This window comes from Helicobacter suis HS1 (genome assembly GCF_026000295.1).
Taxonomy (GTDB): domain Bacteria; phylum Campylobacterota; class Campylobacteria; order Campylobacterales; family Helicobacteraceae; genus Helicobacter; species Helicobacter suis.
The window spans coordinates 871,787-883,721 of the sequence record NZ_AP026769.1 but is presented as its reverse complement, the minus strand read 5'-3'; the positions used below and the strand labels follow the sequence as shown (position 1 = coordinate 883,721).

General features: G+C 40.4%; 13 protein-coding genes, 1 tRNA gene and 1 pseudogene. 9 read left to right on the top strand and 6 right to left on the bottom strand.

From position 1 onward, the window contains the following. Positions 1-10: 10 nt before the first annotated feature. Positions 11-271 (top strand): Asp-tRNA(Asn)/Glu-tRNA(Gln) amidotransferase subunit GatC, encoded by a 261-nt coding sequence (gatC, locus tag OO773_RS04845; RefSeq protein ID WP_264828453.1) that lies wholly within the window; start codon positions 11-13, stop codon positions 269-271. An 11-nt stretch (positions 272-282) separates the two neighbouring features. Then, on the top strand, positions 283-1,065 hold the full coding sequence (trpA, locus tag OO773_RS04840; RefSeq protein WP_006564861.1) for a tryptophan synthase subunit alpha: 783 nt from the start codon (positions 283-285) through the stop codon (positions 1,063-1,065). Here trpA and OO773_RS04835 read toward each other — a convergent pair. From OO773_RS04835 to prfB, 4 genes are all read right to left on the bottom strand, one after another. Further along, the gene (locus OO773_RS04835; RefSeq protein WP_006564862.1) at positions 1,049-2,116 is read right to left on the bottom strand and encodes an LptF/LptG family permease; all 1,068 of its coding nucleotides are present in this window, start codon (positions 2,114-2,116) and stop codon (positions 1,049-1,051) included. The genes trpA and OO773_RS04835 overlap by 17 nt on opposite strands. Further along, positions 2,113-2,667 carry an aminoacyl-tRNA hydrolase gene (pth, locus tag OO773_RS04830; RefSeq protein ID WP_006564863.1) on the bottom strand — a complete coding sequence of 185 codons (555 nt, stop codon included), beginning with the start codon at positions 2,665-2,667 and terminating at the stop codon, positions 2,113-2,115. The genes OO773_RS04835 and pth overlap by 4 nt, the downstream gene beginning before the upstream one ends. Next, entirely contained in the window at positions 2,667-3,203 is a 537-nt protein-coding gene (locus OO773_RS04825; protein WP_034376321.1) for a 50S ribosomal protein L25/general stress protein Ctc, read from the bottom strand. Before OO773_RS04825 ends, pth begins: the two co-directional genes overlap by 1 nt. 80 nt (positions 3,204-3,283) lie before the next feature. Further along, positions 3,284-4,396 carry a peptide chain release factor 2 gene (gene prfB, locus OO773_RS04820; RefSeq protein WP_034376323.1) on the bottom strand — a complete coding sequence of 371 codons (1,113 nt, stop codon included), beginning with the start codon at positions 4,394-4,396 and terminating at the stop codon, positions 3,284-3,286. A gap of 87 nt (positions 4,397-4,483) precedes the next feature. Here prfB and gdhA point away from each other — a divergent pair, with 87 nt between their 5' ends. Beyond that, entirely contained in the window at positions 4,484-5,830 is a 1,347-nt protein-coding gene (gene gdhA / locus OO773_RS04815; protein WP_006564866.1) for an NADP-specific glutamate dehydrogenase, read from the top strand. A gap of 4 nt (positions 5,831-5,834) precedes the next feature. On the opposite strand, the gene OO773_RS04810 is transcribed toward gdhA, so the two are convergent. Then, a tRNA-Arg gene (locus OO773_RS04810) sits at positions 5,835-5,911 on the bottom strand. A gap of 102 nt (positions 5,912-6,013) precedes the next feature. Between OO773_RS04810 and rpsU the strand changes: the two genes are divergently transcribed. The 6 genes and pseudogenes from rpsU (at position 6,014) to OO773_RS04780 (ending at position 10,126) form a co-directional block, all read left to right on the top strand. After that, complete coding sequence (gene rpsU, locus OO773_RS04805; RefSeq protein WP_006564867.1) at positions 6,014-6,226, top strand: 30S ribosomal protein S21; 213 nt, start codon at positions 6,014-6,016, stop codon at positions 6,224-6,226. A 9-nt stretch (positions 6,227-6,235) separates the two neighbouring features. Beyond that, on the top strand, positions 6,236-6,994 hold the full coding sequence (gene fabG / locus OO773_RS04800) for a 3-oxoacyl-ACP reductase FabG (protein WP_006564868.1): 759 nt from the start codon (positions 6,236-6,238) through the stop codon (positions 6,992-6,994). Positions 6,995-7,196: 202 nt separating this feature from the next. Beyond that, positions 7,197-7,433, top strand: coding sequence for an acyl carrier protein (gene acpP / locus OO773_RS04795; protein WP_006564869.1), 237 nt, complete (start codon positions 7,197-7,199; stop codon positions 7,431-7,433). A gap of 78 nt (positions 7,434-7,511) precedes the next feature. After that, a complete protein-coding gene (locus tag OO773_RS04790; RefSeq protein ID WP_232087295.1) occupies positions 7,512-8,726 on the top strand; it encodes a beta-ketoacyl-ACP synthase II in 1,215 nt (404 codons plus the stop codon). A 16-nt stretch (positions 8,727-8,742) separates the two neighbouring features. Next, positions 8,743-9,664: pseudogene (accA, locus tag OO773_RS04785) on the top strand (acetyl-CoA carboxylase carboxyl transferase subunit alpha). 42 nt (positions 9,665-9,706) lie between these two features. Next, on the top strand, positions 9,707-10,126 hold the full coding sequence (locus tag OO773_RS04780; RefSeq protein WP_040499298.1) for a TOBE domain-containing protein: 420 nt from the start codon (positions 9,707-9,709) through the stop codon (positions 10,124-10,126). Between the two features lie 511 nt (positions 10,127-10,637). On the opposite strand, the gene OO773_RS04775 is transcribed toward OO773_RS04780, so the two are convergent. Beyond that, positions 10,638-11,924, bottom strand: a complete 1,287-nt coding sequence (locus tag OO773_RS04775; protein WP_264828452.1) for a hypothetical protein — start codon at positions 11,922-11,924, stop codon at positions 10,638-10,640. Between the last annotated feature and the right edge of the window lie 11 nt (positions 11,925-11,935).

Below are 11,935 nucleotides of genomic sequence, written 5' to 3'. Positions count from 1 at the left end.
ATTGGGGCTAATGCAATTAGCAGAACTCTCCATGCTAGAAATAGAAAACTCAGAACATGATAAATTAAAAGCGCATTTAGAGGAGGTGTTAGATTTTGTGGAAAATCTTAACACAATGGATTTAAAAGAAGTGGGCGATTTGGAGCAAGAAAACACCCCTTTTAGAGAAGATTATGCTGTGCATAACCCTAGTGTTTCACAAGCTATTTTAAAACAAGCCCCCCAATCTCAAGAAGGTTATTTTGATGTTCCTAAGATCATTGAAACCTAAGAGGCTACCCAATGAGATATGCAGAAATTTTTAATAAACGGGGTATTTTTGTACCCTTCATGATGTCAGGCGATCCTAGTTATGCGCTTAGTTTTGAAATTGTCAAAACTTTAATAGATGCGGGAGCTGATGCATTAGAGTTAGGTTTTGCTTTTTCTGATCCAATGGCTGATGGAGTGGTGATTCAAGCTAGCCATTTGCGGGCATTAAAAGCGGGTGTGGATATGCGCTCTAATTTTAATTGGCTTTCTCAAATCCGCGATTATAACGCTAAAATCCCTATTGGGCTGTTGGTATATGCTAATTTAATTTATCATTTTGGGATTGAAAACTTTTATCGCGCTTGCTTTGAGAGTGGGGTAGATAGCGTACTTGTTGCTGATGTACCTTTAATAGAGAGTCAGGCTTTTTTGGAAGCAGCATATAAATACCAGATTAGCCCGGTCTTTATCGCCGCCCCACACACTAAAAAAGCAGATTTAGAACGCATCGCCACGCTTAGCCAAGCCTATATTTATGTACTAGCCCGTGCGGGGGTTACAGGGGCTAAACAGGTTTTAGGAGGAGAGGCTAAAGAAGTGATCTTTACTTTAAAGCAATGTAGCGATGTACCCTGCTTACTAGGATTTGGAATTTCTAAGCCAGATCATATGCAGAGGGCGCTAGCTATGGGAGCAGACGGTGTGATTTGTGGCTCAGCTGTGGTGCAAATTATAGAAGAACATCTAAATTCCTCAAGCATGCTAACAGAGCTACAACGCTTTAGCCAAACCATGCTTACAGCCGTTTGTTAAGTCTAGTGTAGTGATAAAAACTAACCCCTATTAAAATAATAAAGGGCGCTAGCACCCCCACCTCTGGTAAAAACACACCTGAGATACTAAATTTCCCCATAGCAAAGAAAAGCCCCCAAAGAATAAGAGAGAGCAAGATAAATTTTAAACTTAAAAGCGCGAGATTTTCATAGCGTGCTAGATTGGGCGTATAGTAAGCAATTAAAATAGCTGTGAGGGGTACAAAAAATGGCAAAAAGATAGAAACATATAAAAACCCCCGAATTTTTTTGGTATCTGCTTTTTGGCGGTAGAGGACATGTAAAGAGCGAAAAGCATCTGTGATAGAAACAGCGGGTTTATTTTGATAAATTGTATCTAGTACCTTAGGGCGAAAACCTTTAAGAGTTTTGAGCAGGGGGAGTTTTTGAACAGATAGCCCTTTTTTACCTAAAAGTAAAGGGGTGGGTAAAGTAGAGAGAGTAACGCTGTGTAAAACCCAAAATTTCCCCTCAAAAGAAGCACTTGGAGCCTGAGCAAAGGTGTTAAGCTGGTTATCCTTTAGCATGAAAATCTTAACATTTTGCGCGTTTTGTAATAGGGGGTTGATCTTGCCAAAGTAAATATAATCGTTGTTATATTTCACCAATAAATTTTCAGAAATGCTATTTGTATTGTCTTTGTAAATAATGGATTGTGCTTTTTCTTGCATATAAACAAAGGGGGTAGCATTTAGCCCTACATAAATGAGGATACATAGGCCATTGATCCAAAGCATGGGCTTTAAAATTTCTTTAATGGAATAGCCAATGGAGAGTAAAGCCGTGTATTGGTTAGAACGGATAAAAGCGGTGTAGAAAAGCACTAAGCCTAAGAGTAGAGAAATGGGCAAGGTATAATTAATCGCATAAAGTCCATCGTAAACAAAAAATAGCAAGATAAGATTAGCTGCGCTAGGAAATTTTTCGGCATACTGGAGGCTATCAATGCCTAAGAAGAAAAATTCTAAGGCGAGTAAGATAATTAGGCAGTATTTAGCATAATAAGACCCTACAAATACCCACAATCTCATGTGTTGCGGGTGAATTGGTTTTGCATGGCTGTAAAATCTTGGGTTTTGAGATAAAATAAAAGGGCTTGTTTGGCGTGGGTAAACACTTCTTGTTTGAGTGGTTCTTCTTGTGCTAAAAAGCGTTGCAAGACATAAGAGATAGTAGCATCGCGCGTATTCTCATGGGCGCGGCCAATCCCGATCTTCATTTTATAAAAAGGTTGTGAGCAGTGTTGCATGATAGATTTTAACCCATTATGCCCCCCATGCCCTCCCTTAGCTTTAAAGCGCAAAGTCCCTAAAGGCAAGTCTAAATCATCATGGATAATTAAAATCGATCGGGGTTTGTGGTGGCGCAAAAATGCCTCTAAGGCCTGACCTGATAAATTCATATAAGTGGTGGGCTTGAGTAGGTGGATTAAATCTATCCTAGCATAATCGCCACAATACTGCGCCTTGTGTATGAAGTGCACACCTAGATCTTGTGCTAGTAAATCTAAGATGTCAAACCCCACATTGTGGCGGGTATGAGCATAAGCAGGTGTGGGATTACCCAGTCCCACAAGCAACATTACTTAGCCTTAATAACCCCGACAACAGCGTTATTGGGATTTTCTAAAACTTTAACATGAGCAGGAATTTGCAAATCGCGCACCAAAATAGCGTCCCCCACATCTAGATTGCTAACATCTAAATCAAAGTTAGAAAATAAATGCTCTGGAGTGCACTCTACATGGATGCGGTGTTTAGAGAGCATTAAAATCCCTTTATTCTTAATGCCAACAGCAACACCATGGATTTTAACAGGGATATAAAACTTGGATTTAACTCCCTTTTGTAAAACCATTAGATCTACATGCATAAGCGTATTGCTAATGGGATCTTTTTGATAGGATTGAATCACCACATTATAGGCATTTTCACCAATTTTAACCATGAAATCTAAATTGGGTTTGTGTTTGACAAAGCGGATAAAATCATTAATCTTAAATGTTGCATATACATTGGGGGTTTTCCTACCATAAAGATTAGCTAGCAACATTCCCTGCTTTCTTACAGCCTTGCGCTCTGATTTACTAAGCTCACCCCTTATTTCACCTTCTAACATGTCCACTCTCCAAGCAAAATAAAATAAATGCGCATTTTAACATATACTAGCTTAAAAATTATAGGTAAGATCAGGGATAGCTAAACCATAGGTACAAAGCCATTAGGCTTAGCTCTACTGACTAAAACATCTTCCATAAGCGTGTCTAAATCCCCATCTAAAATAGCCCCCACATTGCTATAAGCGATTTCACTACGGGCATCTTTGATCTGTTGGTAGGGAGCTAATACATAACTTCTAATCTGGTGTCCCCAACCAATATCGCTTTTTTCCTCCATATTGCTTTGTTCTCTTTGTTTGCACAACTCTAACTCGTACAGTTTGGATTTAAGCATCTTTAAAGCCATAGCTTTATTTTTATGTTGGCTGCGATCGTTTTGGCACTGCACCACAATACCGGTAGCAAAATGCGTGATGCGAATGGCTGATTCAGTTTTGTTAACATGTTGCCCGCCTGCTCCACTCGCGCGGTAAGTATCAACGCGAATATCTTTTTCCTCAATCACAATATTAATATCATCATCAACTTCTGGGCTCACCTGTACACTAGCAAAGCTAGTATGCCGTTTGCCATTAGCATTAAAGGGCGACATGCGCACTAAGCGGTGAATCCCATTTTCATTTTTCATATAGCCATAGACATTCACTCCACGAATCACAAAAGCCACACCCTTAATCCCTGCTTCCTCGCCCTCTTGGTAGTCTAAAAGTTCTACTTTAAAGCCCTTGCGTTCTGCCCAGCGTAAATACATTCTATAAAGCATGCTTGCCCAATCCTGACTCTCTGTCCCCCCTACCCCCGGCTGGATACTTACAATGGCATCCATACTATCTTGATCGTTAGCTAACATCACACTCACTTCCATGCTTTGCACACGGGCAGCAAGTTTAGGCGCTTCTTCAAAGAGTTGAGTAAGTGCTTGGGTGTCTTCTTGGATTAATTCAAATAATTCTAAAGCTTCTTCTAGCGTATGCTTGGTGTGTTCATAGGTTTGTAAAAGCCTCTCTATGCGCATTTTTTCTTGATTTTTTTGGGCGGCTAGTGTTTTATCTTGCCAAAAGGCTGGATCAACTTGTTCTTGAGTGATTTGCTCTAGTTGGACTTTTAGCCCTTCTGGTTTGATGATTTGCGCGATATTATGGCATTTATTTTGTAGTCCCTTAAGTAACTCGCTGTACTGGTAAATGTCCATTGTATTTCCGTATCGTTGGTGTTCTGGTTTTATTATACGCCCAAGTTGCCTATTTTGTAAAGACTAAATAACCACAAAAGGAGTTGCATGTACATTGAAAAAGTTTTAAAAAGGGTGAAAAGCACATATCCACACCAGCCAGAGTTTAACCAAGCCGTAGCAGAAATTCTCCACTCTTTAGCCCCTTTGCTTAATAAAAACCCCAAGTATGAAAAACACGCCATTTTAGAACGCTTGATTGAGCCTGATCGCGAGGTTTTTTTCCGTGTAACTTGGGTTGATGATGCGGGCAAGGTGCGTGTTAATAGAGGATGTCGTATCCAGTTTAACGCAACTATTGGACCCTACAAAGGAGGTTTAAGGTTTCACCCTAGCGTTAATGAGAGCATTATTAAGTTTTTAGGTTTTGAGCAAATCTTTAAAAATGCCCTCACCACTTTAAATATGGGCGGTGCTAAGGGAGGGAGTGATTTTGATCCAAAAGGTAAGAGTGAAGCAGAAATCATGCGCTTTTGCCAAGCCTTTATGGACGAGTTATACCGCCACATCGGCGCACTAGTAGATGTACCAGCTGGGGATATTGGAGTTGGGGGGCGTGAGATTGGCTACATGTTTGGCCGTTATAAAAAGATCATGAATTGCTTTGATGGTGTGCTTACAGGTAAAGGTTTAAGTTGGGGTGGGAGTTTAGTACGCAAAGAGGCCACCGGCTATGGGTGTGTGTATTTTGCTCAAGAGATGTTAAAAGAGCGTAAAGAAGACTTAGAGGGCAAAATATGTAGTGTCTCTGGAAGTGGCAATGTGGCTATTTACACCATTGAAAAACTCTACCAAGTAGGGGCAATTCCTGTTACAGCTAGCGATTCTAATGGCATGATCTATGATAAAGAGGGAATTGATCTTGAATTACTCAAAGAGATTAAAGAAGTAAAAGCGGGGCGTGTTTCTGAATATGCTAAGCACAAAAAGAGCGCGGTATACACCGATGCTAAAGATTATAAAAAAGGCACAAATGGGGTATGGAGTGTACCTTGTTTTGCGGCCTTCCCCAGCGCTACTCAAAATGAATTAAGCGAGTTAGATGCTAAAACTCTTTTGCAAAATGGGTGTAAATGTGTGATTGAGGGGGCTAACATGCCCTCTAGTAGCAAAGCAACACAGGCATTTTTAGAGGCTAAAATTTGCTATGGTCCGGGTAAGGCTGCTAACGCAGGCGGGGTGGCTGTAAGCGGGTTAGAAATGGCACAAAATGCAAGCATGCACCCTTGGAGTTTTGAGGTAGTGGATCAAAAGTTACACACTATCATGAAAGATATTTTCCAAAATACCGCACACACAGCTAAAGAGTTTAACGATCCAACAAACTTGGTTTTGGGGGCTAATATTGCGGGCTTTAGAAAAGTAGCTGATGCGATGATTGAACAGGGATATTAAAAAGTGGTGTGCTCAGAGGGATTCAAACCCCCGACCTACAGGACCGCAACCTGTTGCTCTATTCAGCTGAGCTATGAGCACTCAAAAAACATCATTATAGCCAAATTCTTTTAAATTTTAGGTTAAATTTACAAAGATTTTGCTAGTATCGCGGATATTTGAGTAGAGAAAGTAGGTGATAGCATGCCCGGGATTAAAGTCAGGGAAACAGATAGTTTTGATGAAGCCTACCGGCGTTTTAAAAAACAAACTGATCGCAACTTGGTAGTAACCGAGTGTCGCGCGAGGCGCTTCTTTGAATCTAAAACTGAAAAGCGCAAAAGACAAAAAATCAATGCAAAAAAGAAAATCTTGAGACGCTTGTATATGCTTAGGCGTTATGAGTCAAAGCTGTAGTTGGTAGTTATGGAATTTAGCGGGCATAATGTGTTAGTTACAGGAGCAACTAGGGGGATTGGGCGCGCGATCGCCCTTTTGCTCTCTGGTTATACAAATAAAAATAAACAACCCCTGAAGGTGTGGATTAATTATCGCAACTATCCTGAGAGTGCGGATAATCTGAAAAAGGAGATTGAGCAGCAAGGGGGCAGGGCTGGCGTGATTAAGTTTGATGTCAGCCAAGAAGAGGCTTTTATAGAGGGGATTAAAACTATCGTAGAATCTGATGGGGGTTTGAGTTATCTAGTCAATAATGCAGGGATTGTACTAGATAAATTAGCCGTGCGCATGAAAACGCAGGAGTTCATGCAAGTGCTAGAAACCAACTTGAAATCTGTTTTTGTGGGGTGTCGCGAAGCTTTAAAGGTAATGGGAAAACAAAGATTTGGGAGTGTGGTTAATATTTCCTCAGTAGTTGCAGAACGAGGCAACATGGGGCAGGTAAACTATGCAGCCAGTAAGGGGGGGGTTGTTTCCATGACTAAATCTTTTGCTTACGAGGGGGCTTTGCGCAATATCCGTTTTAATTGTATTACTCCGGGTTTTATTGATACAGACATGACTAACCTTAAAGAGGAAGTGAAGGAAAGTTATTTAAAAACTATCCCTCTAGCACGGCTAGGACAACCACAAGAAGTAGCGGGGGCTGTGGCGTTTTTGCTTAGTGATTTATCTAGCTACATCACAGGAGAGGTTTTAAAGGTAAATGGGGGTTTATATATGTGATGAAGAAAGCTTATATAAGAAAAAACTAAAGAAGGAGAAGTGATGTCGTATTTAGTTGTAATTTTGCTGTTAGTGATCATCTACTTTTTGTATCGCATTGCAGATATTTTAGAGCACAAGTAGGCATGGTTTGGGATTTTGAAGGATTTTTAAGCTAGAATTTTTGCTTGTTAAAAGTTTTTACACTAATTTAGGAGGTTTTATGGCTTTGTTTGAAGATGTTCAGGCGGTGATTGTAGAGCAGTTAAATGTGAGCGCGTCGCAGGTTACTGAAGAGGCGGATTTTATTAAAGATTTGAATGCAGACTCTTTAGATGTGGTGGAGCTGATTATGGCACTAGAGGAAAAGTTTGGGATTGAGATTCCTGATGAGCAAGCTGAAAAAATTAAAACGGTCGGCGATGCGCTTCGATTCATTGAAGAGAACAAATTAGCATAAAGAAAATTTTTAGGAAATGTTAGGCACGCGTGGTTAGAAGGAGTTCTTTTGCGTAGAGTTGTGGTAACGGGTATGGGAATGGTGAATGCCCTGGGACTAGATAAGGAAAGCGCTTTTGGAGCCATTGCGCGCGGGGAGTGTGGCGTAAAAAAGATCACCAGTTTTGATGCTACGGGTTTTCCTGTACAAATTGCAGCTGAGATCACAAATTTTGATCCTGCCTCTGTTATGAATTTGAAGGATATTAAGAAAGCAGGGCGTTTTATCCAGCTAGCTTTATTAGCCAGTAAAGAAGCCATGTTTGAAAGCCAAATTCTACAAGAGGGCAAATGTCCGGAAGAATGGGCTGAGAGAATGGGCGTGAGTTCTGCATCTGGGATTGGAGGCTTGGGCAATATAGAGGCAAACTCTATTTACTGCTATGATAAAGGTCCCAGAAAAGTTAATCCTTTTTTTATCACCTCCGCCCTTGTGAATATGATTGGTGGGTTTACTTCTATAGAATATGGCATTAAGGGGCCCAATCTCTCCAGCGTTACTGCCTGCGCGGCTGGTACCCATGCGATTATAGAGGCCTATAAGACGATCATATTAGAAGGGGCCGATCGCATGCTAGTGGTGGGAGCAGAATCAACAATTTGTCCTGTAGGTATTGGAGGCTTTGCTTCTATCCGTGCCTTGTCTAATCGCAATGAGGAACCCCTAAAAGCCTCCAGACCTTTTGATAAGGAGCGTAATGGCTTTGTAATGGGAGAGGGTGCGGGGGCTTTGATCTTAGAGGAATATGAGCATGCCAAGCAAAGAGGGGCGCACATTGTAGCAGAGTTAGTAGGGTATGGTGAAAGCGGAGATGCTAGCCATATCACCGCGCCAGCACCTGAGGGTGAGGGGGCTTATAGAGCCATGAAACAAGCTTTACATATGGCGGCTAAAGTGGGGGCTAAGGTAGGTTATATCAATGCCCATGGCACTAGCACAAGCTATAATGATTTATACGAAACCATTGCCTTAAAAAATGTCTTTGGTGGTAGAGATCAAGTGCCTCCTGTGAGCTCAACTAAAGGACAAATAGGGCATTGCTTAGGAGCAGCAGGGACTATTGAGGCTATTGTGTCTATTATGGCCATGCAAAAAGGGATATTGCCCCCTACCATTAACCAAGAGGTGCGCGATCCGGGTTGTGATTTAGACTATATCCCCAACGAAGCAAGAGAGGCTAAATTAGAGGCTGTTATGAGTAATTCCTTTGGATTTGGTGGCACTAATGGGGTGGTTATATTTAAAACCATTTGAGGATTGAGATAGCAAAGTGGCGGTCTATTTAGATTTTGAGAATCGAATCAAGGGACTTCAAGAAGATGTTGAAATGGCCACTATTAGAGGAGATGTAGATGCTAAGGAGATTTTAGAAAAGCGTTTGGCTAAAGAAACCGAATCTATTTATTCTAATCTCACAGACTACCAAAGACTCCAGTTAGCCAGACACCCAGATAGGCCCTATGCGATGGATTATATTGAGCTAATTCTCAAAGATAGGTATGAAATTTTTGGAGACCGACACTTTAGCGATGATAAAGCCATTGTAAGTTTTATTGGTAAAATTGAAGATGTCAGTGTTGTAGTCATTGCTGAGGAAAAGGGGCGGGGCACGAAAAATAAATTAAGGCGTAATTTTGGCATGCCCCATCCAGAGGGTTATCGTAAGGCTTTAAAAAGCGCTAAGTTTGCAGAAAAATTCAACTTGCCTATTTTAATGTTAGTAGATACAGCAGGGGCCTATCCGGGTATTGGAGCAGAGGAGAGAGGCCAGAGTGAGGCCATTGCTAAAAATTTGCAAGAATTTGCAGCCCTTAAAGTACCCACAATCTCTATTATTATTGGAGGTGGTTAATATTTCCTCTTTAGCCATTGCTATAGCCGATCGTTTGGCTATGATGGAGTATGCTATCTTTAGCGTCATTTCCCCTGAGGGGTGTGCGGCCATTTTATGGAATGATCCAAGTAAAATTGAAGTAGCCGTTAAAGCTATGAAGATCACCCCTACTGATCTAAAAAAAGCCAATTTAATTGATGATATTATTTTAGAGCCACAGCGCGGGGCTCACCGCGATAAAATCCAAGCTAGCCAGTCTATCAAAAACTACTTTTTAGAGCAATTAGCTATCATCAAAAACACGGACTTTTTAGAATTGCGTTACCAAAAACTCATGGCCTGTGGGGCTTTTACTTAAAGACGCAGTTAACTAAAATTAGACTTTATAAAGGAAAGTACAATGTTTAGTGCAAGAAACCAACTAGAAGCTAAGATTGTTGAGATCAAAGAAGGTGTAGTCAATTCGCTAATAGTGGGGGAATTACAGAGTAAAGAGATTATCAAAGCTATTATAACAGCAGATAGCCAAAAAGCCCTAGAGCTAGCGGTGAGTAAAAGAGTGCTTTATTTATTTAAAGCTTCCTCTATCATTATTGCTAAGGGTGAGGATCAATTAAAACTAAGCGCTGCTAACCAATTTAAGGGGGAAGTTGTAGGGATAAAAGAGGGCATGATAAATACTGAGGTGATGATAAAAACTATAGGGGGCGACAAACTAAGCGCAATGGTTACTAATAAGTCTATTAAAAATCTAGCCCTCCAAATTGGAGATAAAGTAATAGCCATGATCAAAGCCAGTCAAATAATCATTAGCGCTTAATCTTTTTTCTAGGTAAATGGCTGTAGAAAAGTTGGGAGTTTGGAACTCTTAGTTAAAAATACGAAAGATATTAGGGAGATCTAGATGGCTGGAAAAATTATTCTAACAGATAGAACGGGAAATAATAGAATATATGAAGCTGGCTTCAGTTGGACGATGTTGTTTTTTTGTCCATTTGTTCCTTTGTTTCGTAAAGATTGGAAATGGGCTTGCATTCTGTGGGGGGTGTGTGCGCTGATTTTAGTGTTAGTTGTGCAGACTAGTCTGTTGTTTAGATTATTTACTAGCAATTTTAGGTTTTATGTACTCTTGCGCTAAAGGGCAATGGTAAGAAAATAATAACGGCTTTTGACTCTGTATGCGCGCTTATCCTTTTTTATTTAAAGACGCGCGGGCTTTAGAAACAGGGTTACTATACTAGCAAAGTTTTTTATAAGAGTATATACCTCTCTAAGAGAGAGGTTTATCATTTATCCCTTATTTTGGAGTGCAAGAAAAAACGCCCTTTTAACTAGCGCAAAGAGAGAACTTTAACATTAAGTGAGGAAGGGAGACTTCTAACAAAAATAATATTGTTGGTGTTGATACACACTTGGTGATCTTTAGCTCCATGCGCTAAACTAGCTCCATGCTCAGCATCGCAGGTAATCATATGAAAAGTAGCATGTAAACTAGGGTTATTATCTACATTGAGCGCAAAATTATTTGCCTCGCTGTTTTTAATCCGCCCCACATAAACAATATTGGGGAAAATATTACTACTTCTGGTATCTGCTGCTGTACTGGCTTTGTTAGCCGCATGCATGGCTGCTCCTCCTATACTTGCAGCAAGACCTCCATAACCCCCCGCGTATTGGCCTGCTGCTTTTAATCCTTCCTCTGTACCTGTTTTTAAAATAGCAGAGGTGATCGCGCGAGCTTTGATAGTAGGGAGGGTTGTTTGATACTCCTTACCCACAATCGCGCCAAAATTAGAGAGTACGGATAAATTTTGTACTTTGTTTTCTACCACAAGCTGGAAACTTTTATGAAAATCTTCTCCGGGTACTAAAAGAGGTAGGGCAAGATTGATAGCGTCTATTTTGTATTCTTTAAGTGTGGGCTGTTTGCCATCCTCTACAATCACCCAAGTAAATTTTTCTTTAGAACCGTGTTTAAAATTTTTAATATCTTGTGCCACAACAGGGTTTTGACTCACCCCATAAGCCTCTTTGAGATCATCTAGCCCTTTTGCATCTTTATTGCTACAGAAGAATAGCCCACTCACATAACTCACCATAGGGTTAATAAACCCATCATAGGCTTTAAATTTTTCTAGATTAGAGTAAGTTTGTTTTAACTCTACATCCATTTGATTAGTCCCAGCTAGCATGCTCGTAAATTTATTGCTATTTTTACTTTTAGCTTTTTCCGCTTGTTCTTGAGCTTTGGCGATCTCTTTTCTATAGGCGTCTTTAATGCGTCTTTGCCGCTCAATGGTGCGGTTAAATTCCACTCTAGCATCTTGCTTTTTGTTTAAAAACATATAGTCAAGTGCCATGTAGTAGTTGGTTAATGTCCATTCATACATATGCCCCTCATAAGGTATATTAGCCGCTGAACCATAAGTAGCCGCCCCTGCTTTGGCTATCCCTTTTTCCATATTTTTATAATTCGTATCAAAGGTTTTATTAGCCATGTCTAGTGTTTTTACAGAAGAATCGTAATTGCCCATCATGAAAGCATTCACCCCATTTTCTAGATTCCATAAAGGCGTATCTCTATTTTTCTTATCCTTACTGATAAAATCCTTAGACATTTTATCTGCCT

Coding starts and splice junctions, on each gene's coding strand:
- gatC (WP_264828453.1), top strand. CDS start 11: ATGCAATTAGCAGAACTCTCCATGCTAGAAATAGAAAACTCAGAACAT.
- trpA (WP_006564861.1), top strand. CDS start 283: ATGAGATATGCAGAAATTTTTAATAAACGGGGTATTTTTGTACCCTTC.
- OO773_RS04835 (WP_006564862.1), bottom strand. CDS start 2,116: ATGAGATTGTGGGTATTTGTAGGGTCTTATTATGCTAAATACTGCCTA.
- pth (WP_006564863.1), bottom strand. CDS start 2,667: ATGTTGCTTGTGGGACTGGGTAATCCCACACCTGCTTATGCTCATACC.
- OO773_RS04825 (WP_034376321.1), bottom strand. CDS start 3,203: ATGTTAGAAGGTGAAATAAGGGGTGAGCTTAGTAAATCAGAGCGCAAG.
- prfB (WP_034376323.1), bottom strand. CDS start 4,396: ATGGACATTTACCAGTACAGCGAGTTACTTAAGGGACTACAAAATAAA.
- gdhA (WP_006564866.1), top strand. CDS start 4,484: ATGTACATTGAAAAAGTTTTAAAAAGGGTGAAAAGCACATATCCACAC.
- rpsU (WP_006564867.1), top strand. CDS start 6,014: ATGCCCGGGATTAAAGTCAGGGAAACAGATAGTTTTGATGAAGCCTAC.
- fabG (WP_006564868.1), top strand. CDS start 6,236: ATGGAATTTAGCGGGCATAATGTGTTAGTTACAGGAGCAACTAGGGGG.
- acpP (WP_006564869.1), top strand. CDS start 7,197: ATGGCTTTGTTTGAAGATGTTCAGGCGGTGATTGTAGAGCAGTTAAAT.
- OO773_RS04790 (WP_232087295.1), top strand. CDS start 7,512: ATGGTGAATGCCCTGGGACTAGATAAGGAAAGCGCTTTTGGAGCCATT.
- OO773_RS04780 (WP_040499298.1), top strand. CDS start 9,707: ATGTTTAGTGCAAGAAACCAACTAGAAGCTAAGATTGTTGAGATCAAA.
- OO773_RS04775 (WP_264828452.1), bottom strand. CDS start 11,924: ATGTCTAAGGATTTTATCAGTAAGGATAAGAAAAATAGAGATACGCCT.